The sequence below is a fragment of the Pseudomonas sp. S1_G07 genome, from assembly GCF_054668565.1.
Genome location: NZ_CP162778.1, coordinates 3,143,730 through 3,169,738 on the forward strand (window position 1 = coordinate 3,143,730; position 26,009 = coordinate 3,169,738).

Consider the following 26,009-nt stretch of genomic DNA (forward strand, 5'->3'; position numbering starts at 1 on the left):
TCGCAAGGATTAGGAACGTTTGCAGTCTAGAGGCGCGTCCAATGCAGAAAAACGCGCTGGAGTTCCGGTGTTAACGGATATATGTGTCCGCAATTGCAATGGATTGGCCCTGGGGTAGCCGGCGACCGACGCTGCGAACCAGCACGTAGAAGAGCGGCGTGAAAATCAGTCCGAAAGCGGTCACACCCAACATGCCGAAGAACACCGCGACACCCATTGCCTGGCGCATTTCCGCCCCGGCACCGGTGGAAATCACCAGGGGAACGACGCCCATGACGAAGGCAATCGAGGTCATCAGGATCGGTCGAAGCCTCAGCTTGCTGGCCTCCCAGGCGGCGTTCAGCGGAGTATGACCCTGGCGCTCCAAGTCCCTTGCAAACTCGACGATCAGGATGGCGTTTTTCGACGCCAGACCCACCAGCACCATCAGGCCGATCTGGGTGAAGATGTTGTTATCGCCTCCGGTCAGCCAGACGCCCGCCAAGGCCGAGAGCACGCCCATCGGAACGATCAGGATCACTGCCAGCGGCAACAGAAGGCTTTCGTACAGTGCGGCCAACACAAGGAATACCAGCAGCGTGCTGACCGCCAATACCCAGCCGGTCGCGCCACCAGCTAGCCGCTGCTGGTAGGTCAGGTCGGTCCATTCCATACGTACTCCCTGGGGCAGTGTTTCCCGGGCGATGCGCTCGATGGCCGCTTCGGCCTGGCCCGAGGAGTAACCGGGGGCGGGCGCGCCGTTGACATCCGCCGCCGTAAAGGCGTTGTAGTGCACGACCATTTCTGGCCCGTAGCTGGGGTCTACCGACAGCAGCGTCGACAGGGGCACCATGTCGCCATAGGCATTGCGCACCTTCAAGCGTGTGATGTCTTCCGGGTTGGCCCTGAACGGCGCATCGGCCTGCGCCCGCACTTGGTAGACCCGCCCGAACAGGTTGAAATCGTTGACATATAAAGACCCCAGGTAAATCTGCAGGGTCTCGAACACGTCCGTTACCGAGACGCCGAGCTGCTTGGCTTTGACCCGGTCGAGATCGACGTCCAGTTGGGGCACGTTAATCTGGTAGCTGGAGAATAGCGGTCCCAATTCCGGCGCTTTGGCAGCCTCGGCCATGAACGCCTTGACGGCGCTATCGAGGGCGACAGAACCCAGGCTCGCCCGGTCCTCGATCTGCAGTTTGAAACCGCCAAGCGTTCCCAGGCCAAGGACGGGCGGCGGTGGAAACACGGCTGTGAACGACTGCGCGATCTTGCTGAACTCGCCATTGAGATCTGTCGCTATCTGGTTCGCCCCCAGCGTCTCGCCGGCGCGTTCGGCAAAGGGTTTCAGGATCACGAAAATGATTCCTGCGCTCGAGGAATTCATTAGGCCATTGACGGACATGCCGGGGAATTCGAGGGTATGGGCAACACCAGGATGCTTTAGCGCGATGTCGTTCATTTGTTGGATGACCTGCTCGGTGCGATCCAGCGAGGCGCCAGCGGGCAATTGGGCGAAACCCACCAGGAACTCCTTGTCCTGGGCCGGGACGAACCCCGTCGGCAGCGTGTGGCTGAGCCATGCGCAGGCACACAGCAAAGCGCCGAATAACGCGAAGGTCCTGCCCTTGTGCGCCAGGACACCGCGCACGCCGGCGCCATAGCGGTCCTCGGCCTGCTTGAATCGACGATTGAAGCCTTTGAAAAAACGCCCCATGACTTTGTCGATGCCGCGCTCCAGTGGATCCTTCGGCGCGCCGTGTGGTTTGAGTAGCAGGGCACAGAGGGCTGGAGAAAGGGTCAACGAATTGAACGCCGATATCACCGTGGATATCGCAATGGTCAAAGCGAACTGGCGGTAGAACCCGCCGGAGAGACCAGGCATGAACGCCAATGGAATGAACACGCAAACCAGCGTCAGGGTGATGGCAATGATGGGTTTGCTGACTTCTGCCATCGCCCGGTGAGTCGCCTGGTGAGGGGACAATCCCTGGCTGATATTGCGTTCGACGTTTTCCACCACCACGATCGCATCGTCCACGACGATGCCGATCGCCAATACCAGGCCGAACAGTGACAAGGCATTGATGGAAAATCCGAACGCCAGCAAGAACGCCAGTGTGCCAACGATGGAGATTGGCACTGCCAACAATGGAATGACTGAGGCGCGCCAGGTTTGCAGGAACATGATGACCACCAGCACGACCAGCACGACGGCTTCGAACAGAGTGCTGATGACCGCATCGATGCTCGAACGAACGAATTGGGTCGGGTCGAAGACGATCTTGTAATCGACGCCTGCCGGCATATCGGCCTTGGCGTCAGCCATGATTTCCCGTGCACGTGCGGAGATGTCCAACGCATTGCCGCCAGCCATCTGGAAAACACCGAAGCCCACCGCCGGCTGCCCGTCCACCAGCGAGCGAAGCGCGTAGGTAGAAGCCGCCAGTTCGATCCGGGCCACGTCGCGCAGATACGTCACGCCCCCATCCGGCACCGTTTTTACGACGATGTTGCCGAATTCCTCTTCGGTTTTCAGCCGACCTTGGGCATTCACCGACAGCTGCAACGGGACGCCGGCATGCATGGGAGAAGCGCCAATGACGCCGGCCGCAACCTGGATGTTCTGCTCCCGGATGGCTTGGACCACCTCGCCGGCGGTGAGGCCTCGCTGCACCACGCTGTCAGGGTCGATCCAGATACGCATGGCGTAATCGCCGCCGCCCCAGATTCGCACTTCGCCGCCCCCCGGGACGCGTTCGAGCTGGCTCTTGATGTTCAGGATGCCGTAGTTGCGCAGGTAGTTGGCGTCGTATTCGTTGTTGGGCGACACCAGGTGAATCGCCAGGGTCTGCGTCGATGACGACTTGCTGGTGGTCACGCCCAGGTTCAGCACATCGGCCGGCAGGCGCGGGAGTGCTTCGGAGACGCGGTTCTGCACCAACTGCTGCGCCTTGTCGGGATCAGTGCCCAAGGCGAATGTCACATTGATCGCCAGCGTGCCATCGCTGTTGGCCTGGGATTGCATATACAGCATGCCTTCCACACCGTTGATGCGCTCTTCAAGCGGCGCGGCAACGCTTTCAGCCACCACCTTGGAGTTGGCGCCTGGGTACTGTGCATTCACCACGATGAGCGGCGGCACGACGTCGGGGTACTCCGAGACCGGTAACCGCGTCAGCGAGAGCAGGCCGGCCAGCAGGACAAGGGCGCTGAGGACGCCGGAGAAAATCGGACGGTCGATGAAGAATCCGGAAATATTCATCATTGTTGCGCCTGTGGTTGGGACGGCGCGCGTACAGGATCGACTTGGGTTCCGGGCGTCGCCAAGTGCAGGGAATTCACGACAACCTGCTCCTCGGGTGCGATGCCCTGGTCAATGACCCGTAGCGCACCCTGGCGTATCCCGGGCTTGACCTGGCGATACTGGACGCGGCCCTCGGCATCGACCACCAGCACGTACTTTTTGTCCTGGTCGGTGCCGATGGCGCTGTCTTCAATCAAGGTAGCGGGGTGGCTGGCGCTGCCTGGCAGCAGGACCCTGGCAAACAGGCCCGGGCGCAGCTCGCCGTTGCTGTTGTCGAAACTGGCTCTGACCCGGATAGTGGCTGACCGGGTATCCAGCCGGTTGTCCAGGGAGCTCAGGTTGCCTTTGCGCGGATATCCCTCTTCGTGGGCCAACCCGAGCATGACCGGGACCGGATCGTCTGCCACACGGTTGCCCAGGTAGCGCAGGAAGGTTTGTTCATCCACGTCGAAGTCAGCGTAGATCGGTGAGATCGACACCAGGTTTGTCAGCGCCGTGGAGCGTTCCCCCACATCGACGATGTTGCCCGGTGTCACCTCTGCCCGTGAAGCCCGGCCATCAAATGGCGCGAGGATGCGGGTGTGCTCAAGATCGAGCCGGGCCAGCTCGACCCTGGCCTGGGCTTCATTGACCCTGGCCTGGGCTTCGTTGGCGCTTTGTATGCGCTTGTCCAGGTCGGTTTTTGCGATGGCATTGCTGGTGATCAAATGCTCGTAGCGCTGCAGCTCTTTCAGCGCAAACAGGCTCATCGACCGGGCAGCCACCAACGCGGCTTGGGCTTGTTGCAGCGTGGCGGCATAAGGGCGGGGGTCGATCTCGAACATCAGATCGCCTTTGCGCAGCAGCGCGCCGTCCTTGAAGTGCACGCTGATGAGCGTGCCCGCCACCAAAGGCTTGATCACCACGGTGTCGGTGGCGACCAGGCGGCCGGTGTAGCTCTGCCAATCGATAACATCACGCGTGACGGCAGTCATCACTTGCACCTGGGGTAGCGGTGCTGGGGCGGTTTTTGCCTGGGCAACCGGGCCCCGCATGCTGATAGCAAAGCCGGCAAGTGCCGCTAGCACCAATATACCCAGCGCCCAAGCGGGCACGCCGGTCAACCTGCGAATTAACGATGACATGGCAAGCATCCTTTCTATGTAAAAAATCAGGCTTGAGGGACACTCAATGGCCGCTCCATCGGCTTGGCCTTGCCCCAACGTTGCATGGCGGGCCGCTCAACAAAGGCGAAGAGCAGCCAGCCACCAAGGAGCGACAGGCAGAACGTGGCGGCAAGAATGAAAGAGGCGGGCACCACGGAAAAACGTTGGCCGTCCAGCAGCGAGGTCACGCCCATCATGATCAGCAGGTGGATCATGTAGAACCCGAACGATATCTCCCCCAGCCAGACCATCAGCGGATGATGAAACCAGGACTTGCGTTGCGCGACATCGGCGGCGGCCAGGCTGGTAATCAGCAAGGCAATGGGAACGACGGTGGTGAGTGACAGGCTGTAGATAAAAGGCATTTCTCCTGCGAGGAAATAAGCCACCGCCGCCAACGTCAGGGACGGAGCGACTGGGATAGCAACCCAGCGCCCAGTCATCAGGATCCGCGCCATCAGCATGCCGAGAACGAATTCGAACAGCCGTAGCGGCGGAAAGTAATAAGCCAGCCACCACTGGTTCAGGGATATCGGGTATTCGACGATCTGCGGCGTACCGTTGACAAACTCGGCGATGAACCAGTGGGTTGCGGCCATCGAGCAGACTGTCAGGCCTGCAGTCAACCAGAGTCGGTTCCCTGGAACCTTCCACAACGCGCGCAAGAGAAACGGGAACGCCAGGTAGAAAACCAATTCACAACACAGCGACCAGGACGGTCCGTTGACACTCAGAAACACCGACATGTCCGGCACCCAGGCATGGACCAGCAGCAAGTTGGGCAGCCAGGCGCTGACGGCCGTCAGTGGTACGGCGAACAGAATCATCGCCAGGACGAAGGTGACCAGATGGTTGGGGTAGATCTTCACCAAGCGTCGGCGCCAGAAAGCGCCGAGCGCATCGTTCCTGCGGGCCGACCAGGTGATGACGAAACCACTGAGCACGAAAAAAAACGAGACCCCAAGCCAGCCACCCACGCTGAACAAGCGCTGGAAGCCGACGACGATCTGTGGGTCGGCAAACGGATTGAATCCGATGATTTTTGTCAGTGAGGCATGAAAGAAGAACACCAAGGCAGCCGCAATAAATCGAAACCCTGTCAGGGAGTCCAGGCGTACGTTGGCATGATTGTGGTACGGGCGTGAATGCGTCATGAGTCGATACCTTTCAATAAAGATCCGCAGCACTGTCGGGGTCCGAAGCGCCAGGTCAATTCCGTGGGGCAGGTAGCCAAGACAAAGCTGGACAACTCAAACTGCATTCGCATGAAGGCCGGCTCTCAAGCCGGTCTTTTCATGATGGACTTCTTATCGCGGCAACTGACTTGCCTCATTCAAGCGCCGTATACGGCGTTGCACAGATCGACCGTGAACTGTCCGAACATCCCCTCGAAGGCGGTGTTGGTAAACGCCACCACGGAGATCTGCTGCGCCGGATCGACAAACCAGGAATGACCGAAAGCCCCGCCCAGGCGCCAAGTGCCCACAGACTCCGGCGCTTGTGCCGCCTGCGGATCAGTCATCACGGTGAACCCCAGGCCGAAACCACGGCCGGGCCAGTTGGCGAGTTCCAGGTTGCCGGTCTGGACGGTTCCCATTTCTTTCGCCAGGCCCGCCGGCATGAGCGGGCCACCACCCTGGCGCAAGGTTTCGAGCAAGGTCAGAAATTCTTCGGCGGAGCCGATCATCCCTGAGCCTCCTGAGTGGTAGGCATTGCTGTCGAGGGCCCGATCCGCGTCCATCCGGATGCCGGCGGTGTTTTCGAAAACCTCGATCACTTCGACGCCATTCATGCGACGTGGCGCCGGATCGGCATTGAGATAGGCGGCCGTCAAGCGGGAAGTGTCGACGACATTGAAACGGGTATCGGACAGGCCGAGTGGCTCGCACACCAGTTGGTTGATTGCATCGGCCAGACTGGTCCCGCATACCTTGGCAATGAGCGCGCCTAGTACGTCGGTGGCAATTGAATACCCCCAATTGGTGCCAGGACGATAGAGCAGCGGCGCGGTCGCCAGTCGCCGAATGTTTTCCTCCAGGGTCAGCGGCGCATTTTCCAGCCCGTCACACACACCGGCCTGCGCATAGGCGCCGCCGCCCGTGCCTTCGAGAAAACCGTAACCCAGGCCCGCTGTATGACTAAGCAACTGGCGCACGCTGATGGATACGCGAGTGCCGTCCGCCAGGGTTGGTTGAAACTCCGGTAGCCAGCGAGCGATAGGGTCATCCAGGCCAATGCGGCCTTGGGCGACCAAGGCCAGGGCGGCGGCCGAGGTGATAGGTTTGGTCACCGAGGAGAGCCGGAACAAGGCGTCGGTGCGCATCGGCAGGCCAGTCTCTCGGTCGGCCAGGCCCACGGCGTTGCGATAAGTGATTTCGCCGTGACGGGCGACCAGCACCACGGCGCCCACCAGGCGTTTGTCTTCGATGGCACTGTTCAAGGCAGCGTCGATTCGCGCCTGCATGGGATCAGTGGCGATATCGCTGGAGAGTTGAATGGTTTCTTTGGCGGTCATGATCGCGATTCCCTGCTGTAATGGACGTCGCCATGCTAGGTCGCAGACGGCAGGGGAAACAGAGGCTAGAATTCCTGACACATCGGACGTTTCGTTCCGCAATCCAAAGCGCAAGAAACTCAAGGAGAGAGCGTGGACAACCTCAGCGGAATCTCGGTCTTCGTCCAGGTCGCCGAAACTCGTAGCTTCGTCGCGGCGGGACGGCAGCTGGGCGTGTCTTCATCGGCGATCGGCAAAAGCGTCGCGCGCCTGGAGCAGCGCCTGGGCGTCAGGCTGTTTCATCGCAGCACCCGCAGCATCAACCTGACGGCGGAGGGCATGCTTTTCCTGAACCGCTGCCAGCGCGTGCTCAATGAGCTGGAAGCAGCAGAGCTGGAACTGTCGAGCACCAGCAGCGAACCGCGCGGCAAGCTGCGCGTGAGCCTGCCCTTGGCCGGGCAGTTCCTGTTCACGTTGTTGTCCAGCTTTGCCAAGCGATACCCGGACATTCATCTGGAATTGGATTTCAGCGATCGCCTGGTGGATGTCGTGGAGGAGGGCTTCGATGCGGTGGTCAGGACCGGTGAGCTGAACGACTCTCGCCTGGTGGCGCGGCGATTGGGTGCTTTCCGTTTCCTGCTGGTGGGCGCCCCGGCCTATTTCCAGGCCCAGGGTACGCCGGTGGACGCCAGCGAATTGAGCAACCATGACTGCCTGTTATACCGGGTGCCATCCACGGGCAAGCTTGAGCGCTGGCCGCTACCGGATAAGTCCCACAACGGCACGCAGGACCTGCGGGCCGTGCTGGTCTGCAATAACATCGACATGCTTTTCAATGCAGCAATGGAAGGGCGTGGCATCGCCTGCCTGCCGGAATTTGCCGTCAAGGAGGCCCTTGAGTCCGGGGCACTGCAGGCCGTGCTGACCCAGGAGGTGACTCGCACCATTCACTTCAGTGTGCTGTGGCCGCCGAACCGCTTTATCACGCCCAAGCTGCGCTGTTTCGTGGATTTCATTTCTTTGCATATGTGAGGGGAGGGCGGCGTGGCGCGATGGCGGACGGAGGGCAGGAGCGGGTCGAATGCAGCCAGTCGCGAATGACCGCTTGCTGATGTCGCCGAGCACCTTAGGATGTCCTTCATTCTCTGGTGACTGGTTGCAGATCGCGCGCGTCGATGCACCAGCCCATGAGTGGCACGTGATTGCTACAAGAGAGGCTAGAAGCATGGCTCTTTCTGATGCTGCCGTCCGGTAGGCCAAGCCCACCGGCAAAGACTACACCCTCGGCGATATTGACGGCCTGTCCCTGACGGTGACAGCCTCGACCAGCCCGCGCGTCACCGGCAACTGGCCCCAGCGCAGACTGTAGCCGAACTGGCTGGCGAAGCGATTGAACAACAGCGTGCCCGGATGTCGCCGCACTATGCGCCGCGACCGATACCCTTAGTGCAAGCCGGTGCGCGCGATGTTCGCTCCGGATGCTGGGCTTACTTGGTGCAGGTCAGTCGCGAGTACGTCGGCGGCTCAAGCAGGATGCCTGGAGTCATGAACGTTGAGCAGTTGAACACACGCCCCTTGGCGGTCGTGGCTTTAAAGGTCAGTTCAGCGCCACCCAGGAAGTCCTCCTTGCCCTTGGTTACCGGGCCCATGGTCAGTTCATCCGTGGACGCGAGGCCGATCGCCTCGGCGGTGACTTTGTGCATTTGCAGAACATTGGGGTTAGTAGAGCAACCCGCCAACAGGCTGGTCAGTGCAAGCAGTAGGAGGGCGGTTGAGGTCTTGGTCACGGGTGTGGCTCCTTGCGAGTGGCGGCGGCAGCGAGTTGTGCGACATGCCGCCTGTGGGAATCATCGATGGGACAGGGATTTGCCCTACAGCGGCGGAGTCTAGGAGCGCGTAGTAGGCCCCACAATCACCTGGACGGAATCGAGACGGAGCCCACGGCAAAGTGTTTGTGGGATGACGGAAATAGGCTACAGCAGGACGTTGGATGTTGACCGATAAGACAAAAAAGGCGCCCGAATCGGGCGCCTTGAGGTTCATAGGGCCGGCAGCTTACGGGGTACTTCCGAAGCATCAGTTGCACCGCGGAACGGAGCGGTTCAGCAGGTCTTTCAAGCCGGGATTGTTTTGCGCGGCCCGCCCCAAGGGGCAAGGAACCCCGAGGGAGTGATAAGAAATTCGCACCCGGAACAGGGCGGCAGGAACGCAGGATCAACAACTGGTGACACTGGTGTTTCTCCTCCGGTCCAGTCATCGCCATAGCCAAGTACAGACTCGGCGGCACCGCGCGGAAAAATACTTCCATCGATTTGGACAGAATCACCCCTTCGGTGAACTTGCCCGCCTCCTTGCGCGCACTGCGCATCAAGTGGGAGTTCGGACAGGCCGTTGGACCAACACGGTGAACGCCGCGTCATGGCCTTGAAGGTTTGGGCTACCTGGGCAGGTGCCGAGCGGGTCGGCAGTGCTGGGGGGTAGCGTGGGTGTGGCCGCCTCGATGTGACAGCGGCAAACCGATGTGGCGACTGTCCTGTTTGCCTGAGCAATGAGTACCGATGCCTTAGCTGAATGCGGCGGTGGGGTATGCGAAAGTAGGCACTGTTTACCTTCAACGCTCAGCAGGGAGCTACTTATGGATTTTCAGGTGTGGCAAGCCATCGTTGTGCCGCTGGTGATCGCTTTTCTGACGCTATTGGTCACGTGGTTGAATAACTCAGCGAGCCTCTCTCATCAGCGGACTCAGCGTTTGCGCGAGCTGTTGCTCTGCGGGGCATGGAATAAGGTGCACCCCATGGTGCTGGTGATGGATGTCTGTGAAGCCTTCGGCATGCGGATCAGCTTGGATCCGCGTGCGTTGCGTCTGGCCCTTGCCTACCAGGATTCCGCGTTTGTGGTCCTGAGGGACTATCCAGCGGCCCGCGAGTTCGTGCGTGTCTGCGAGGATGGCAGTCGCTTTCAAAGGACAGCGCATGCTAAGTCCGGTCATTGCTGAGGGTAGGGGTTTGGTTCAAGCCCATCGGGAGGGTGCATTGACGTCAAGTGCATTGCCTTCGCCCGGCCCGGTAGCTGCTGCAGAGCCTGTGCCACCCACGGCGATTGATGGGTCACGCCGACAGCCACATAGCAGTGCAGATGCGTCCTTGCATTGCGCGCCTTCCTGATCATGGGGTTCTATAACCCGTGAGCTAGAGGAGCGGCCTTGATCAATAGTGAGCAAGGCCGGCCACTGAATCGAACCAACATGGAGATGGGATGACGACAATTTACTCACTCAAGGTTGCCAACACCGGCAAGGTTTTTGACAGAAACAGCCAGCAAGGAGCTGGCTGGATCTCTGCGCTTACCCGTGCCCACCGTGTGACCCATTTCGTTTGCCTTTGCACGCAGACTGGCGAAGGTCGGCTTTCGGTTCAGTTGCGCAACAACTATCACCTGCATCGTTACCCAGGCTCTGGTCCGAATCATCGCCGCAATTGCCGCTTCTACTCACCGGATGCCACCAGTTCGGGGTTGCAGGGTTACAGCCTCAAGGCGGTCAAGGAACTTGAGGATGGAGGGCTGAATGTTCGGCTGGACTTTGCACTGCGTCAGCCGCGTCAAGCCAATACAGAGGCCAAACCAGCATCGCCGCGCGTTGCTGGATCGGGCGTGAAACGGGACGCGATGTCGCTGCTGGGACTCTTGCATCTGCTTTGGACCGAAAGCGGTCTGATCAAGTGGTACCCGGCAATGGATGGAAAGCGTGGGGAATGGCTTGTCGCGCGTTTGATGGCCGAGCACGCGCAAAGGATCAGCACTGCACGAATGACGCTGAACGACGTGCTATTGGTGCCAGCCGCTGATGGCTCCAAGGAAAAGGAAAGGAACCTCCAGGTCGTGGCGGCTGCCCGGCAACACAAGCGCAACGTGGTGGCCATTGCGCCGCTGGCAAGATACAACCCGGATCGTGATGCGGTGCTTGAACGACTACCCCTGCGCAGCGCCGCCGGCATGCCCGCTATGTACCTGGCCGATATGGCGAGGACGGCGTTAACCGAGAGCTTCGCCGCCGAGTTGAATGCCTGGCAGGCGGGTGCTCAGATCTACGCCATTTTGCATGTGAGCGTACGGGCCGGAACCAAGCCCTATGCGGATGTGAACAAGGTGGCGCTGATGCGAGTGAGTGAACGCCTGATACCCTTGGACTCCGGTTATGAGGCAACGGTGGAAAAGTTGCTCTACGACAACCAACGCAGCTTCTACAAGCCACTTCGCTTTGATGCGGCGTTTGATGTGGTATTCCCGGATTTCTGGCTGCTGGACATGGCCGGCGACTATCCGATGGAGGTGTTCGGTATGAACACGCCGGAGTATCTGGCGCGAAAGGTGGTCAAAATTGCTCACTACAATGCCAACTACCCATCTGGTTGGTGGCAATGGGATGCCTGTGCGACTGCTACGATTCCGCCGCTTCCCGTGTCGGCTGATGAGTAGGAAAAATTCATCGGGAGGGTGTTGGTGACAGGCTCCCTGCAACGTGTCCAACCCCGCGGGTGCTTCATTGTTGCTGACAGGTACCTGTGTCACGTCCTAGTGCTTCGGGCGTTCGGCCCGGCTGGTTTCCTTGATCGCAAAGAACAGACAGCGCACAGCTTCACGATCCTGCTCTGACAATACACGGTAGTAACGTATCAGTCGCTCTTCCTCTCGGTTGAGCTGTCGGCGCCGCAGGGATGTACCGAGGGCGGTACGCAGTGTGGGAAAAAACGAAGTATGAGAAATACCCTCACTCATCTATGCATGCAGATGAATGGCCCTTAATCAGCAAGTGGAACCAACCAATGTCTTGGTAGTCTTCAGAGTGCCCCCTGGCAACGGACGGTTCTTGCATGGGGCGGTCCGCAACGTTGGAGTATTTTTTTCCATAGGAGGTTTCGCGTGCTCTGGAAGTCAAATCTTGTAGCGCTCGCCCTGTCTGCCGTTGCCTTTTCGGCGCAGGCCCAATCCGATCGTCAAGTGGTCGAGGACATGGTTACTCGCTCGGCCAATGTCTGCCCAGGCCACAGCACCGAGCGCACCACGCCCACGGTGAAGGCGGTGCCTGTCGGCGCGTTGCGGGTTATGCTCGACCGCGGCTTGGTGATGTGTCCCGACCGGCGCCTTGATGTCGACGCGCCGGCTGTGTTCTACGGTAGAGTTGGTGTATTCGAATGGAACCCCGAAGTGCCTGCAAGCTCGGAGGTGATCGCCAAGCAGATCGACGCCATGACCCGCAAGGACGAGTACCCATCGGACACCTTGGTTTGGGATGCCAAAGGTGAGGCACTTGAGCAGCGCACTGTGCCGGCTTTCGAACCCAAGCCAGGGGCTGCTGTGCTGTACCGGATACGGTAAGGCCTGTCGACGAGGCGCGTGTTCCCTGTTTCTGAAGGAAAAGAAAACCCTTGTATTTCAATGGGGAGGACGCCAGATGCGAGTCTCGTTTCCCGCTCCAGGATTCAGAAAAAAGCCACTCGGATGAGTGGCTTTTTTTGTGCCTGAGAAATACCTGCACTCATGTCGACAGGATGTCCGGCTCCCTCCATCAGGAGCAGCTCTTTGCAGGACAGATTGCGTAAGCTAATTCGCATGCCAGCCTAATTGCCGGGAAATCTGCTGCGTGGCTTCCACCAACCGCTTGACGTAGTCCTGCTTAAGCTCTTCGCGGAACCGAAAGCAGGGGAATGACACGCTCAGGCCTCCAATCACATGGCCAAAACGGTCACGGATCGGTGCCGCCAGGCAGCGCATATTGTCTTCAAACTCTTCATGGTCTTCGGCGTAACCCTGGGCGCGAACCACTTCCAGCTCTTGCAGATACGCCTCGATGCTGGTCAAGGTGTTGGCGGTACGGCGCTCGAAGCTTTCTTCCTGCAAATGAGCGATCAGCTCGGGCTGCTCCAGCCACGCCATCAATACCTTGCCGATACCGGTGCAGTACAGCGGCGCGCGTCGGCCGATGCGTGAGTACATGCGCAGGTTGTATTTGGAGTCGATCTTGTGCACGTAGACGATGCTGCCTTCGTCGAGAATACCCAGGTGCACAGTCTCGCCAGTCAATTCGTTGATACGCCGCATGCCCGGTTCCGCCTCACGGACGATGTCCAGGTGGGGCAGGGCTTGTGCGCCCAGTTCAAACAGCCGAACGCTGAGCCGATAACGATCCTCGGCATCCTGCATCACATAGCCTCGAGCCTTGAGTGACTGCAAAAAACGGTAAACCGTGCTTTTGGACATGTCGAGTTTCTGCGCGATTTCCGACAACCCACTTTCCTCGGGATTCCCTGCCAGCGTTTCAAGGATGGCCATGGTTCGGCCTACGGCGGAGACCAGTTCGTTGTTCTGGGTGGTGCTGTCGTTCATGAGGGCTCCGACGAGAACGGAAAGTCCAAGCATATACGCTGGCAAGTCAAAACGCTGTTTCATTTTTCTTGACGGTGTGGGAAATCAGATTAAACTCGACCACGAACATTAAAATGAACCGCCGTTTTAAAAAAATAAAGGCGCGCAGTAATGAACGTAATTCCAGGACGGTGCCCGCAATCCCTGTCACATCGCCGCCTGAGAGTAGCGTTGCTGGGCGAGTGCATGATCGAGATGCGCGGTGAGCCTGTATCAGGCTTCAGCCAGACCTTCGGCGGCGACACGTTCAATGCCGCGGTCTACCTGACCCGACTGAGCCCGGCCGCCCGAATTGCTGTGGGCTACGTCACTGCCCTAGGCGCCGATAGTTTCAGCGACGCCATGTGTCAGTCGTGGCGCGATGAAGGGAGCGTTGACACCACGGCTGCGGGCGACTCCTTCAGTGCGGCATACCCTGCGTGCCGTCTGCAAGGCGGTGACCCGCAACTGGTGGCGCGGTGGGGCCATCGGTTGGCGGCCCAAGTCGTCCAGCATCGCGCTGCGCTGATTCCCAAAGCCGCCATGCCGGGCATGAGCACGCCTTCCTTTTCTTCTGCCGCAGAGGCCTGTCTTTATGAAAATCACTGAAGCCCGCGTCATCGTTACCTGCCCTGGTCGCAACATGATCACCCTGAAAATCGTTACTGATTCCGGTATCTACGGCATCGGTGATGCGACCTTGAATGGCCGCGAACTGGCAGTGGTCGCCTACCTTGAAGAACACGTGCTGCCAGCACTGATCGGTCGCGACGCCCAGCGTATCGAAGACATCTGGCAGTACTTGTATCGCGGTGCCTACTGGCGCCGAGGCCCGGTGACCATGACCGCGATTGCCGCTGTGGACATCGCCCTGTGGGACATCAAGGCCAAGGCCGCGCAAATGCCGTTATACCAGTTGCTCGGTGGCAAAAGTCGCGAGCGGGTGATGGTCTACGGGCATGCCACGGGCAAGGACATCGAAGGTTGCCTGGACGAAGTCGCCCGGCATGTCGAGTTGGGTTACAAAGCGGTGCGCGTGCAGTGCGGCATTCCCGGCATCGCGACCACCTATGGCGTAGCCAAACGCAGCGGTGAGCGTTATGAACCGGCTGACAGTGACCTGCCCGCCGAACATGTGTGGGACACCGCCAAGTACCTGAACCATGCGCCCAAGCTGTTTGCCGCGGTGCGCGAGCGTTTCGGCGATGACTTGCACATCCTGCACGACGTACATCACCGCCTTACGCCGATTGAAGCGGGTCGCTTGGGCAAGGCGGTCGAGCCATTCAACCTGTTCTGGCTCGAAGACTGCACCCCGGCCGAGAATCAGGAAGCCTTCCGCCTGATCCGCCAGCACACCACTACGCCGCTGGCGGTCGGTGAGGTGTTCAACTCCATTCATGACTGCCGTGAGCTGATCCAGGAGCAGTTGATCGACTACATCCGCGCCACCCTGGTGCATGCCGGTGGCATCACGCACGTGCGCCGTATTGCCGATTTTGCCGCGCTTTATCAGGTGCGCACCGGCTTTCACGGCGCCACCGACCTGTCGCCGGTGTGTATGGGCGCAGCGCTGCATTTCGATACCTGGGTGCCCAACTTCGGTATCCAGGAACACATGCCCCACGACGAACGTATCGACGAAGTGTTTCCCCACGCCTATCGCTTTGAGGATGGCCACTTCACGCCAGGTGAAACGCCGGGGCATGGCGTCGACATCGACGAGAACCTGGCGGCGAAATACCCCTACAAGCGTGCCAGTCTGCCGGTCAACCGCCTGGAAGACGGCACGCTCTGGCATTGGTAAACGCTGTTTGGATTGATCAATAACGACAAGCACACAGGGCGCCACTCACCCTGGCTGGAGATACCCGATGAAAGCTTTTCAAGTAAGAGCACCTTTTGAATTCGGCCTTGCACAGGTCGAAATGCCGAAAGTGGCGCAAGGTGAAGTCAAGGTAGACGTCGCCTACGCCGGTATTTGCGGCTCGGACATGCACATCATCCATGGGCAAAATGCCTTTGTGCAATTCCCACGGGTGACCGGCCATGAGTTCTCAGGCCTGGTGCGCGAAGTGGGCGAGGGCGTTGAGAACCTCAAGGTCGGTGATCGCGTGTGCATCGATCCGGTCATCAGCTGCGGCACCTGCTACCCGTGCCGGATCAACCGGCCGAACGTCTGCACACGGCTGCAAGTGATTGGCGTGCACCGCGATGGCGGCTTCAGTGAGCAGGTCTGCGTGCCGGCCGCCAATGCCCACCGCTTGCCTGACTCGATGTCGCTGAGTCACGCGGCGCTGGTCGAACCTTATTCCATCGCCCTCAATGTGCTTGATCGCATGCAGCTCCACCCAGGCGACAGCTTGTTGATCTACGGCGCGGGTGTGATCGGCCTGACCCTGGTGCAGATGGCTCGAGCGCTGGGGCTGAGCGATATCACCGTGACGGATGTCATCGACACCCGCCTGGAAACGGCCAAGGCGCTCGGCGCCAGCCGGACCCTCAACGGCAAGGATGTGGACGTCGAGGCAACGATGCGCGAATTGACTCGTGGCGAAGGCGTGCCGCTGATCGTCGACGCTGCCTGCATTCCCGCACTGATGCCGCAGATGGTCCGGCTGGCCTCGCCGGCGGGCCGTATCGGCCTGTTGGGTTTCAACACCGTGCCGAGCGATTTGGTGCAGTTGGAAGTGATCAAAAAAGAACTGACGCTGGTGGGCTCGCGCCTGAACAACCGCAAGTTTCCAAAGGTGATCGAACTGATCGCCAGCGGCAAATTGAAGGTCCAGGACATGATCAGTCACCGCGTGAGCTTCGATGAAATGCCTGCGGCCATCGATTTGATCGAAAACCACCCCGAACAAACCCGCAAGGTCCTCGTGGAGCTGAGCGGCGTCAATCAATAGCAGTCTGCAGAGACTCGTGCCCTGCGGGGCACCCTCACCGAATAAACACAAGAAGCGGGAGGTTCCAATGTTTGGTCAAGGTCGCACATTAATCATCGTCATGCTGTTCCTGGCAGGCGTCATCAATTACCTGGATCGCTCGGCATTGTCCGTTGCCGCGCCTTTTATCCAGAAAGACTACGGTCTTTCAACGGGTGAAATGGGCATGATCTTCAGTAGTTTTTTCGTCGGTTATGCGGTGTTCAACTTTGTCGGCGGCTGGGCGGCCGACCGCTACGGCGCGAAAACCACGCTGCTGCTGGCGATGGTGCTGTGGTCACTGTTCAGCGGTCTTACGGTGCTGACGATTGGCTTTGCCTCGCTGGTATTCATCCGCATCCTGTTCGGGATGGGGGAGGGGCCACTGAGTGTCACGACGAGCAAGATGATCAACAACTGGTACGCCCCCAAGCGCAGGGCGCGGGCGATTGGCACGTCGATGTCCGGTACACCGTTGGGCGGGGCGATTTCCGGGCCGGTGGTGGGCTTCATTGCCGTTACCTACGGCTGGAAGATGTCGTTCATTATCATCATGGTGATCGGCCTGATCTGGGCGGCGGTATGGTACAAGTTCGTCAAGGAACGGCCTGAAGGCGAAGGCGCCGAGGATATTCAGCGGGCCGAAAGCCAAGGCGAGCTGGCGGCGCAGCCGGTGTTCCCGTTACGGTACTACCTCAAGCAGCCTACGGTGCTGTTCACGTCCCTGGCATTCTTTTCCTATAACTACACGCTGTTCTTCTTCCTGACCTGGTTCCCCAGCTACCTGACCATGGCCCACGGTCTCAACGTCAAAGACATGAGCATTGCCACCGTCATTCCCTGGGTCCTGGGTTTCCTCGGCCTGGCCCTCGGTGGTTTCATTTCCGACTTCGTGTTCAAAAGAACCGGGCGGATGATGTTCTCCCGCAAGGTCGTACTGGTGACGTGCCTGTTGTTCTGCGCCGCGTGTATCGCCTTTGCCGGGATCGTCAAAACCCTGTATCCGGCGGTCATCCTCGTCGCCTTGGCGGTGTTCTTCCTTTACCTAACCGGTGCCATCTACTGGGCGATCATCCAAGACACCGTGCCTGCCGCACGGGTGGGCGGCGTCAGTGGCTTCATGCATTTTCTGGCCAACACCTCGGGCATTATCGGGCCTACCTTGACTGGTTTTCTGGTGCAATTCACCGGTTCGTTCACCAGCGCATTTTTGCTGGCGGGAGTGTTGACCGTGATTGGCGCCGTGTGTGTGGCGCGCTATGTCAAACCCCTGTCGGCGGCGGATGCCGGTGGTAGTTCGCCGGTACACGGCGCGCAACCACGCTCGGTCCTGAGCCGGCCATAACCCGTCATGAAAGGAGCGTGTCGATGCCCATAGTCAACCGTGTGCCCTCCAGCGGCGCCATCCGTGAGATTGGAATTGTGCATCTTGGCCTGGGGGCGTTTCATCGCGCCCACCAGGCGGTCTACCTGCAACACCATCTCAATCGTCATGGTGAAAGTGATTGGGGATTGTGCAGCGCGAACCTGCGTTCGAATCGCACGTTGGTCGATCAATTGCGCGAGCAGGACGGCTGCTACCATGTAGCCGAGTATCGCGACCGCGAACAGGTGACGCTGCGTGAGATCGGTGTACTGCGCCAGGCCTTGTATGTGGGCGAGGGTGGTCATGAACTTGAGCAGCTGTTGCAGCGCATGGCTGCAGCGCAAACACGCATCGTCACGCTCACGATTACCGAGAAAGGTTACTGCCTGAATCCTGCCACCGGGCAGTTGCGCACTGAAGATCCAGCGATTGTCCACGACATCGCTCATCCACACGCGCCGCGCACAGCCCCCGGCATTCTCCTCGAAGCCTTGCGCCGCCGCCGCGCAGCCGGCATTCCTGCGTTCACTGTGTTGTGCTGCGACAACATGCCCGATAACGGCCAGCGCACCCGCCAGGCAGTGAGCGCGCTGGCGGCGGTGCAGGACGAAGGGTTGGCGCAATGGGTCAATGAGCATGTGGCGTTCCCTGGCAGCATGGTGGACCGAATCGTTCCCGCCATGAATGGCGAGTCCTTCACTCGGCTGGAACAGCAACTGGGCTGTCATGACCGTGCGGCCGTGGTCTGCGAGCGTTTCAGCCAGTGGGTGATCGAGGATCACTTTCCTCTCGGGCGTCCGGATTGGGAAGTGGAAGGGGTACAGATGGTGGAGGACGTCCGCCCGTTTGAAACGATGAAGCTGCGCATGCTCAACGGCAGTCATTCGTTGCTGGCCTATGTGGGGTTGCTGGTCGGCCACGACTCGGTGTTCGACGCTATCAACGATGCGGACCTGGCGCATTTCATCGAACGCTATATGGCCGAGGAAGCAGCGCCGACCCTGGCCATGCCGGCGGGCATTGATCTCGCGCTCTACGCCCAGGAGCTGAAGGCGCGGTTTGCCAATGACAGTCTGCAACATCGGCTGCGCCAGATCGCCATGGATGGCTCACAGAAACTGCCGCAACGCTGGTTGCTCGGTGCACGGCAGTTGCTCGACGAGGGGCGCGACCTGAGTTGTACCGCATTGGGCATCGCTGCCTGGATTCACTACTGCACGCAGCCGCAGGCCGACGGTTCGGCACAGGCGATCGATGACCCCTTGAGCGCAACCTTTGCCGGTCTTGCCGACCGGTTCGAAGGCGCGGCGTTGGTGGATGCCTTTCTCGGCCTGGACGAAGTGTTCCCGGCCGTATTGTCCGATCGCGCAGTCTTTCGCGAAGCAGTGCAACGCGCCTATGCCGCCCTGGCCCGCGATGGCATGGCGAGTCTTCTGCACAACCGTGCTGCCCCGAAATAACAGGACAGGAGTACCCCATGGAACACACATGGCGTTGGTTTGGCCCCAAAGATCCGATCTCTCTGGCGGACATCCGTCAAACCGGTGCGACTGGCATTGTCAGCGCATTGCACGACATCCCCAATGGCGAAGTCTGGCCGGTGGCGGCTATCGCGGCGCGCAAACGGATGATCGAAGCCGCAGGCTTGAGCTGGTCGGTGGTGGAAAGCATTCCGGTGCATGAAGACATCAAGCGCGGCTGCGGCGGACGTGACGAATACATCGCCAACTACCAGCAAAGCGTGCGCAATCTAGCGAGTTGCGGCATCGATATCGTGTGCTACAACTTTATGCCGGTGCTCGACTGGACCCGCACTGACCTGGCCTGGGAGCTGGCAGATGGCGGTTGGGCGCTGCGTTTCGATCAAACCGCGTTTGCTGCGTTCGACCTGTTCATCCTGCAGCGTCCGGATGCCCAGGCCGAATACAGCGCCGAGGATATCCAGCGGGCCAAAACCTACTTCGAGCAACTGACGCCAGCCCGCACCGAGACATTGGTCAATACCTTGATCGCCGGTTTGCCCGGTGCCGAGGAGCATTACAGCCTGGAAGACTTTCGGGCTTTACTACGCACCTACGCTGGCATCGACGCCGACAGGTTGCGTGAACACCTGGGGTATTTTCTGCGCGCGGTGATTCCGGTTGCGGAGGAAGTGGGCGTACGCATGGCGATCCATCCAGACGACCCACCCCGTGCGCTGCTTGGCCTGCCGCGTATTCTGTCCACCGCCGAAGATGCCCGGTGGTTGCTGGACGCCGTCCCCAGCCCGGCCAATGGCCTGACATTCTGTACCGGGTCTTATGGCGTGCGTGAAGACAACGACCTGGTGGCGATGGCCAAGCACTTCGCGCCGTTCATCTACTTCACTCACCTGCGCTCAACCCGCCGTGAGGCTGACCCGCGCAGCTTCCATGAAGCCCATCACCTGGACGGCGACGTCGACATGGTCGGGGTCATCGGTGCCCTGGTGGCGGAAGAGCGCAGACGTGAGCGCGAAGGCGGCCCGCGCTTGCCGCTGCGTCCGGACCATGGGCATCAACTGCTCGACGATCAGCACCGTAAAAGTAACCCCGGCTATTCGCTGATCGGACGCCTCAAGGGCCTGGCGGAAATCCGTGGCGTGGAATTGGCTATGCGTCAACAGTCGGACTGATGGCCTGACTGCCACGCCCGTAGCATGCGTGCGACTGCGCGTGCTACGGCATTTTTTAACGCCTGGTTTTTGCCTCGCAGGCGCTTAAAAAATCCAAACTGGTCTGTCCAATCATTAAAAAACAAAATTGGTCTTGCCAATAATTTTTCTCAAGCGTAGATTGCGGGGAGTGCATTTTCTTAATGGGTCTCTAGACCTTTAATAAAAATAAATGAGAACGCCACCTTGAATGTCTTGCCATCTCTATCTCGTGAGCCTGCATTTCAACCGCCCCCGGCTCCTCCTTGCTTGCAATTGAAAAACATCGTCAAGCGTTTTCCCGGTGTACTCGCATTGAACGGTGTGTCGCTTAGCCTCAATGAAGGAGAGGTGCATGCGATATGCGGCGAAAATGGAGCCGGCAAATCGACCTTGATGAAAGTCATCAGTGGGCAACTGGCTCCCGACGAAGGGACAATTGCCTATCTGGGTGAAGAGCGAATGTTTCAATCGGTGGGGGATGCCGAGCGGGTTGGCATTGCAATCATCCACCAGGAACTCAATCTGGTACCGCATCTGTCTGTCGCTGAAAACGTGTACTTGGCAAGAGAGCCTGTGAAGTTCGGACTCATCGACCGGCGAAAACTGCTCTCGGACACACGCGAGTGCCTTCAACGCCTAGGGGTCGATATTGACCCCACCATGTTGGTTAAAAAACTTTCCGTCGCTCAGCAACAGATGGTCGAAATCGCCAAGGCCTTATCGCTGAATGCAAAAGTGCTGATCCTTGACGAACCCACCTCGTCACTGACCGAAACGGAGACGACTCAGCTTTTTCGAATTATCAAGGAGTTGAAGACCCAGGGCGTCGGCATGCTGTACATCTCGCATCGCTTGGACGAAATGCAACACATTGTTGATCGGGTCACCGTCATGCGGGACGGTTGTTATGTTTCTACCTCGCTCTTCATCGACACCACCATCGATACGATCGTTGCTGAAATGGTCGGTCGGTCGCTGAAGGAAAAGTTTCCGCCGCGAACCGGCGTGCCTACTGAAGAGGTGTTGCTCAGAGTCCGGAATTTCAGCCGAAAAGGCGCATTTCAGTCGATTGATTTTGAGCTTCGCAAAGGCGAGATCCTGGGATTTGCAGGGCTGATGGGCGCAGGCAGGACTGAGATCGCACGTGCCATTTTTGGCGCGGATCCTATCGATACCGGCAGCCTGGAGCTTTTCGGCAACCCCATTGCGATCAACAAGCCACAGGACGCCATTCGGCACGGCATCGCTTACCTGTCGGAAGACCGCAAGAGTGACGGACTGGCCTTGAAAATGTCGCTTGCGAGCAACATTACCCTGGCAAACATGGAGGCGGTCTGTAACGCTTTTGGATTCATTCGATTCAAGGATGAAAACAAGGCCGCACGCAGCTACATCGATAGTCTCGGCATTCGCACCCCTTCGCCTGAACAGATTACCCGCTATCTTTCGGGTGGAAACCAGCAAAAAGTTGTTATCGCCAAATGGCTGTTTCGAAACTCCAAAATTCTGTTTTTTGACGAGCCTACCAGGGGCGTAGACGTCGGTGCCAAGTATGCCATCTATGAACTGATTGATAAGTTGGCGTCGCAAGGTATCGGGATTGTGTTGATCAGTTCCGAACTTCCCGAACTCTTGGGTATGAGTGATCGAATTCTGGTCTTCCATGAGGGGCATGCAACCGGCGAACTTGATGCTCGCACTACATCACAAGAAGAAATCATGCGTTACGCGTCGGGGTATTCCAAATGAGCGACCTGAGTATCGATAAGCCTGCCGCACCCGTTACCGCAAACCCGATCAATACCGATCGACGCAAAGAGCTTTTACAAAAGTTCGGCGCCTTGGCCAGCCTCTTTGCCCTGATCCTCGTATTCGCAAGTACCAGCGAGGCTTTCTTATCGATGGGCAACGGTATGAGCGTGGCGCTGCAAGTCACCTCTATTGCCTTCCTCGGGCTTGGTGCGACCGCGGTCATTATCACCGGCGGTATCGATCTTTCGGTGGGCTCGGTCCTGGCGTTGGCAGGGGTAGCCAACGCACTGGCCATCAAAGCCGGTGCCTCAATTCCCGTCGGCATCCTGGTCGGCCTGCTGGTGGGGGGGATATGCGGCGCCATTAACGGTGTTTTCATCACTCGACTGAAGCTTCCACCCTTCATTGCCACGTTGGGAATGATGCTGGTTGCCAGAGGCCTCGCCCTGCGGCTGACGGATGCTCAACCTGTCTCGGGCCTGGGCAAGGGGTTCGGCACCCTGGGCAACGGTACTCTTTTTCGCATAGAGAACATCGGTGCCAATGGTTTCCCGGATGTCATCTTTCCCGGTATCCCGTACCCGGTGGTGATCATGATCGCCCTGGCAATCGGGCTTTGGATGATCTTGAGCCGTACACGCCTGGGGCGTCACATTTACGCCGTCGGATCCAATGCGGAAGCGGCAAGATTGTCCGGGGTGAATGTTAACCGAGTGACGCTGTTCACTTATGTACTGTCCGGTGTGCTTGCAGGGTTGACCGGCTGTGTATTGATGTCCCGGTTGGTAACCGCACAGCCCAATGAAGGTGTCATGTATGAACTCGACGCTATTGCCAGCGCGGTCATTGGCGGTACTTCCTTATCGGGCGGTATCGGTAGTGTATCCGGCACCATAATTGGTGCGTTCACCATAGGCATTTTGCGCAATGGTTTGAATATGTTGGGTGTTTCCAGTTTTACCCAACAAATCATCATCGGGCTCGTCATCTTGCTGACCGTGTGTATTGACCAGCTCAGAAACCGGAAAAGATAAGCCATAGATCGACAACAATAAGGAATCTCGATGAACAAGCTAAACTTGATTGCGATTGTTATGACTGCCTTACTCGCATCCGCCCCCACGTTCGCAAGTAATAATGAAATTGCAGTGATCGTCAAAAGTGCAAATTCCAACTATTGGCAGAATGTTCAAAAAGGTGCGCAAGCGGCCGCAAAGGAACTGCCGAACATGACGGTAACTTTTCAGGGGCCTGCATCCGAATCGGCGGTAGCGGATGAAGTGAACATGGTGGTCAATGCGGTCAACCGCAAGGTTTCCGGGATTGTTCTGGCCGCTGCCGACCCGGATGCCCTGGTGCCTGCCATAAAACTGGCCTGGGAAGCGCATATTCCGGTGGTACTTATCGACTCGGCGGTTTCCCCGGACGCAGCTGCTTATTATCAGTCGTTCCTCTCAACGGATAACGCCAGGGCCGGCGAGCTCTGCGCGCAACGCATGATCGAAAAAGTCGGAAAGACCGGCAAGATCGCCGTGATGTCCTACGTGCCCGGCGCGGGATCTGAAATTGGTCGAGTAGGCGGGTTCATCAACTACATAAAGCAGCACTCGAACCTGACTATCGTGGGCCCATTCTATTCTCAGGCCCAGATGGCCAACGCGCTCAATCAAACCACCGATGTGCTGGCGGCGAATCCCGATCTTAAAGGCATTTATGGTGCCAACGAGCCGACGGCCGTAGGCATGGCCCGCGCTATCGCACAAGCCGGAAAAGCCGGAAAACTGGTCGCCATCGGATTTGACGGCAACGAAGACCTTCAGAACTTTGTGAAGGATGGCACCCTCGATTCAATCATCGTTCAAAGCTCGTACAAGATGGGGCTAGATTCGGTGACCGCCGTCGCCAAGGTCATCGCCGGGACTGCAGTGCCCAAGAATATCGATACCGGCGTCCTCCTGATCGATAAATCGAACATCGACAGTTCCGAGGCTCGGAACGTCCTGTATTGATTGGAAGGGAGTGAGCAAACTTGAAAATCTCCGAAAAACGATGGCTTTCCAAACGCTCGCTGGAAATAGGGGTGTTCGGCTTGGGATGCTCACAAGTGGGTGGCCTCTACCGGGAAGTCTCTGCGGACCAGGCGACACAAACGCTGCAAGCCGCCTGGGATCGGGGAATCCGTTATTACGATACGGCGCCCTTTTATGGGTACAGCCGTTCCGAACGCCGGGTGGGCACTGAATTGGCCGAGCGCTCGCGGGCCGATTTTATCCTTAGTACAAAAGTCGGTCGGCTGCTGCGCGCCGATGATTCCGTACGCAATGGGGACGACGGATGGGCCAATCCGCTGCCTTTCCGGCCCGTGTACGACTATGGGTACGACGCGATCATGCGCGCTTATGAAGACAGCCTTCAACGTCTGGGGGTCTGCAGCATCGATATCCTGTACGTGCATGATATCGGGCGGCTTACCCACGGCGAACGGCACTCTATTCATTGGGATCATTTGACCAGAGGAGGCGGATTTCGAGCGCTTGAAAGTCTGCGAGAGAGCGGAGCGATTGCCGCCATTGGCTTGGGTGTCAACGAATGGGAAGTTGTGCAGGACAGCATGAACGAATGCCAGTTGGACTGCACATTGCTGGCGGGGCGTTACACGCTGCTTGATCAGCAAAGTCTCGGACTACTGATGAACAAATGCCTGGAGCAGGGCAATTCAATTGTAGTCGGGGGGGTATTCAACTCAGGCATTCTTGCCGGCGGCGCACACTTTGATTATGGCGAAGCGCCCCCTGCGGTGATTGCAAAAGTCCAGGCGCTGAAAACGGCCTGTGAAGAATTTGAGGTGCCTCTGCCCGCGGCAGCCTTGCAGTTTCCGATGGCGCATCCCGCGGTGGTGTCTTGTGTCGTTGGTACACGCACGCCACAGCAACTCGACCGGAGTATCGCGTGGTTCGAGCAGGACATACCGGAAGCTTTCTGGAAGGCACTTCAAGATCGGGCGTTGATTGACGCTGATGCGCCATTGCCCAAAGGTGCCCCATGACGCTTTGCATCGATGCCCATCAACACTACTGGCGTCTCGGCAGCGGCCATGGGGATTGGCCTTCGGCTGACCTGGCGCCTATTTTCAAGGACTTCACACCTGAGGACTTGAATGAACACCTGCGCGAATGTGGTATCGATGGAACCGTCGCCGTTCAATCGAACCCCCACTTGGGCGATACCGGTTTCCTGCTGGAGTTGGCCGACCGACACGCAAGCATCCTGGGCGTAGTGGGGTGGGTCGACCTGACCTCAACCACGGCAGTGCAGGAGATAACACGCTTGGCTCAGCATCCAAAATTCAAGGGGGTGCGCGCCATGTTGCAAGCTCTGCCGGCTCACAACTGGATCGAGGAGAGCCAGATCCAAGGTGCTCTGGATGCGCTTGTGGAGCACGATCTGAGTCTCGATGTGCTGGTTTTGCCTAAGCATCTTAGCGGGGTGGTGGCCTTGGCCTCGCGTAATCGCGCATTGAGGATCGTGATCGATCACGCGGGAAAGCCGGATATCGCCAGTCGGCAGACCGAGCCCTGGCGCCATCACCTCCAGCGGCTGGCAGCCCTGCCAAACGTGTATTGCAAGCTGTCCGGTCTGCTCACGGAGGCCGCGCAAGGCGACGGTGCCCAGGCATTGCAACCTTACATGGACAGCGTCCTTGCGTTATTTGGCCCACAGCGGGTGATGTGGGGCAGCGATTGGCCTGTGATCAATCTCGCTTCGGATTACTTCGCGTGGTGGACGATGACTCGCCAGTACCTGGAGGAGCATGAGAGCCGATCTATCCGCGAAAGTACCCAATTGATCATGGGCATCAACGCCTGTCTTTTTTATCGGATTGATTGCGGCCGACCCGCGCTCATCCAGTCCTGAGTCTGCCCTTGCATCGACAACCAACCACTCAAAGTGGATCGGGGAATAATC

General features: G+C 58.7%; 21 protein-coding genes and 2 pseudogenes. 16 read left to right on the forward strand and 7 right to left on the reverse strand.

Translation table 11 applies throughout. The annotated features are described in order from the left end of the window. Window positions 1-70 precede the first annotated feature (70 nt). The 4 genes from AB4O05_RS14580 to AB4O05_RS14595 all read right to left on the reverse strand — a co-directional run bounded on the left by AB4O05_RS14580 (window position 71) and on the right by AB4O05_RS14595 (window position 6,895). Window positions 71-3,244: an efflux RND transporter permease subunit gene (locus AB4O05_RS14580; protein ID WP_460137583.1), complete on the reverse strand. Its 3,174-nt coding sequence runs from the start codon at window positions 3,242-3,244 to the stop codon at window positions 71-73. Next, the gene (locus AB4O05_RS14585) at window positions 3,244-4,260 is read right to left on the reverse strand and encodes an efflux RND transporter periplasmic adaptor subunit (RefSeq protein WP_460136905.1); all 1,017 of its coding nucleotides are present in this window, start codon (window positions 4,258-4,260) and stop codon (window positions 3,244-3,246) included. Before AB4O05_RS14585 ends, AB4O05_RS14580 begins: the two co-directional genes overlap by 1 nt. Before the next feature lie 176 nt (window positions 4,261-4,436). Then, on the reverse strand, window positions 4,437-5,618 hold the full coding sequence (locus AB4O05_RS14590) for an acyltransferase family protein (protein WP_460136904.1): 1,182 nt from the start codon (window positions 5,616-5,618) through the stop codon (window positions 4,437-4,439). A gap of 146 nt (window positions 5,619-5,764) precedes the next feature. Further along, on the reverse strand, window positions 5,765-6,895 hold the full coding sequence (locus AB4O05_RS14595; protein WP_460164909.1) for a serine hydrolase domain-containing protein: 1,131 nt from the start codon (window positions 6,893-6,895) through the stop codon (window positions 5,765-5,767). Between the two features lie 183 nt (window positions 6,896-7,078). Between AB4O05_RS14595 and AB4O05_RS14600 the strand changes: the two genes are divergently transcribed. Next, window positions 7,079-7,957, forward strand: a complete 879-nt coding sequence (locus tag AB4O05_RS14600; RefSeq protein ID WP_460136903.1) for a LysR family transcriptional regulator — start codon at window positions 7,079-7,081, stop codon at window positions 7,955-7,957. A gap of 455 nt (window positions 7,958-8,412) precedes the next feature. Here AB4O05_RS14600 and AB4O05_RS14605 read toward each other — a convergent pair whose 3' ends face one another. Together AB4O05_RS14605 and AB4O05_RS14610 are read right to left on the reverse strand one after the other, a co-directional pair. Then, window positions 8,413-8,712, reverse strand: coding sequence for a hypothetical protein (locus AB4O05_RS14605; RefSeq protein WP_094991432.1), 300 nt, complete (start codon window positions 8,710-8,712; stop codon window positions 8,413-8,415). A gap of 428 nt (window positions 8,713-9,140) precedes the next feature. Beyond that, window positions 9,141-9,296, reverse strand: a pseudogene (locus AB4O05_RS14610) (conjugative transfer ATPase); the annotation flags it as partial. 264 nt (window positions 9,297-9,560) lie between these two features. Between AB4O05_RS14610 and AB4O05_RS14615 the strand changes: the two are divergent. The 3 genes from AB4O05_RS14615 to AB4O05_RS14625 all read left to right on the forward strand — a co-directional run bounded on the left by AB4O05_RS14615 (window position 9,561) and on the right by AB4O05_RS14625 (window position 12,301). Beyond that, on the forward strand, window positions 9,561-9,920 hold the full coding sequence (locus AB4O05_RS14615; RefSeq protein WP_460136902.1) for a hypothetical protein: 360 nt from the start codon (window positions 9,561-9,563) through the stop codon (window positions 9,918-9,920). Between the two features lie 260 nt (window positions 9,921-10,180). Further along, entirely contained in the window at window positions 10,181-11,401 is a 1,221-nt protein-coding gene (locus tag AB4O05_RS14620; RefSeq protein ID WP_460136901.1) for a DUF1173 family protein, read from the forward strand. A 444-nt stretch (window positions 11,402-11,845) separates the two neighbouring features. Continuing rightward, on the forward strand, window positions 11,846-12,301 hold the full coding sequence (locus tag AB4O05_RS14625) for a hypothetical protein (protein ID WP_460136900.1): 456 nt from the start codon (window positions 11,846-11,848) through the stop codon (window positions 12,299-12,301). A gap of 225 nt (window positions 12,302-12,526) precedes the next feature. On the opposite strand, the gene kdgR is transcribed toward AB4O05_RS14625, so the two are convergent. After that, window positions 12,527-13,309 carry a DNA-binding transcriptional regulator KdgR gene (gene kdgR / locus AB4O05_RS14630; RefSeq protein ID WP_460136899.1) on the reverse strand — a complete coding sequence of 261 codons (783 nt, stop codon included), beginning with the start codon at window positions 13,307-13,309 and terminating at the stop codon, window positions 12,527-12,529. Window positions 13,310-13,459: 150 nt separating this feature from the next. Here kdgR and AB4O05_RS14635 point away from each other — a divergent pair. The 12 genes and pseudogenes from AB4O05_RS14635 to AB4O05_RS14690 form a co-directional block, all read left to right on the forward strand. Beyond that, window positions 13,460-13,717: pseudogene (locus AB4O05_RS14635) on the forward strand (PfkB family carbohydrate kinase); the annotation flags it as partial. Continuing rightward, window positions 13,691-13,936 (forward strand): PfkB family carbohydrate kinase, encoded by a 246-nt coding sequence (locus tag AB4O05_RS14640; protein WP_460137582.1) that lies wholly within the window; start codon window positions 13,691-13,693, stop codon window positions 13,934-13,936. The pseudogene AB4O05_RS14635 and the gene AB4O05_RS14640, both read left to right, overlap by 27 nt. Next, a complete protein-coding gene (manD, locus tag AB4O05_RS14645; protein ID WP_460136898.1) occupies window positions 13,923-15,134 on the forward strand; it encodes a D-mannonate dehydratase ManD in 1,212 nt (403 codons plus the stop codon). The genes AB4O05_RS14640 and manD overlap by 14 nt, the downstream gene beginning before the upstream one ends. A gap of 67 nt (window positions 15,135-15,201) precedes the next feature. Further along, window positions 15,202-16,233 carry a Zn-dependent oxidoreductase gene (locus AB4O05_RS14650; protein ID WP_460136897.1) on the forward strand — a complete coding sequence of 344 codons (1,032 nt, stop codon included), beginning with the start codon at window positions 15,202-15,204 and terminating at the stop codon, window positions 16,231-16,233. A 67-nt stretch (window positions 16,234-16,300) separates the two neighbouring features. Beyond that, the gene (locus tag AB4O05_RS14655; protein WP_460136896.1) at window positions 16,301-17,596 is read left to right on the forward strand and encodes an MFS transporter; all 1,296 of its coding nucleotides are present in this window, start codon (window positions 16,301-16,303) and stop codon (window positions 17,594-17,596) included. Between the two features lie 23 nt (window positions 17,597-17,619). Further along, entirely contained in the window at window positions 17,620-19,077 is a 1,458-nt protein-coding gene (locus tag AB4O05_RS14660) for a mannitol dehydrogenase family protein (protein WP_460136895.1), read from the forward strand. Window positions 19,078-19,094: 17 nt separating this feature from the next. Then, window positions 19,095-20,270 (forward strand): mannonate dehydratase, encoded by a 1,176-nt coding sequence (uxuA, locus tag AB4O05_RS14665; RefSeq protein WP_460136894.1) that lies wholly within the window; start codon window positions 19,095-19,097, stop codon window positions 20,268-20,270. A 225-nt stretch (window positions 20,271-20,495) separates the two neighbouring features. Continuing rightward, window positions 20,496-22,040 (forward strand): sugar ABC transporter ATP-binding protein, encoded by a 1,545-nt coding sequence (locus tag AB4O05_RS14670; RefSeq protein WP_460136893.1) that lies wholly within the window; start codon window positions 20,496-20,498, stop codon window positions 22,038-22,040. Further along, complete coding sequence (locus tag AB4O05_RS14675) at window positions 22,037-23,077, forward strand: ABC transporter permease (protein WP_460136892.1); 1,041 nt, start codon at window positions 22,037-22,039, stop codon at window positions 23,075-23,077. The genes AB4O05_RS14670 and AB4O05_RS14675 overlap by 4 nt, the downstream gene beginning before the upstream one ends. Before the next feature lie 30 nt (window positions 23,078-23,107). Then, window positions 23,108-24,052: a substrate-binding domain-containing protein gene (locus AB4O05_RS14680; protein WP_460136891.1), complete on the forward strand. Its 945-nt coding sequence runs from the start codon at window positions 23,108-23,110 to the stop codon at window positions 24,050-24,052. A gap of 20 nt (window positions 24,053-24,072) precedes the next feature. Beyond that, entirely contained in the window at window positions 24,073-25,089 is a 1,017-nt protein-coding gene (locus AB4O05_RS14685; protein ID WP_460136890.1) for an aldo/keto reductase, read from the forward strand. Continuing rightward, window positions 25,086-25,958 carry an amidohydrolase family protein gene (locus AB4O05_RS14690; protein WP_460136889.1) on the forward strand — a complete coding sequence of 291 codons (873 nt, stop codon included), beginning with the start codon at window positions 25,086-25,088 and terminating at the stop codon, window positions 25,956-25,958. The genes AB4O05_RS14685 and AB4O05_RS14690 overlap by 4 nt, the downstream gene beginning before the upstream one ends. The last annotated feature ends 51 nt before the right edge of the window (window positions 25,959-26,009 follow it).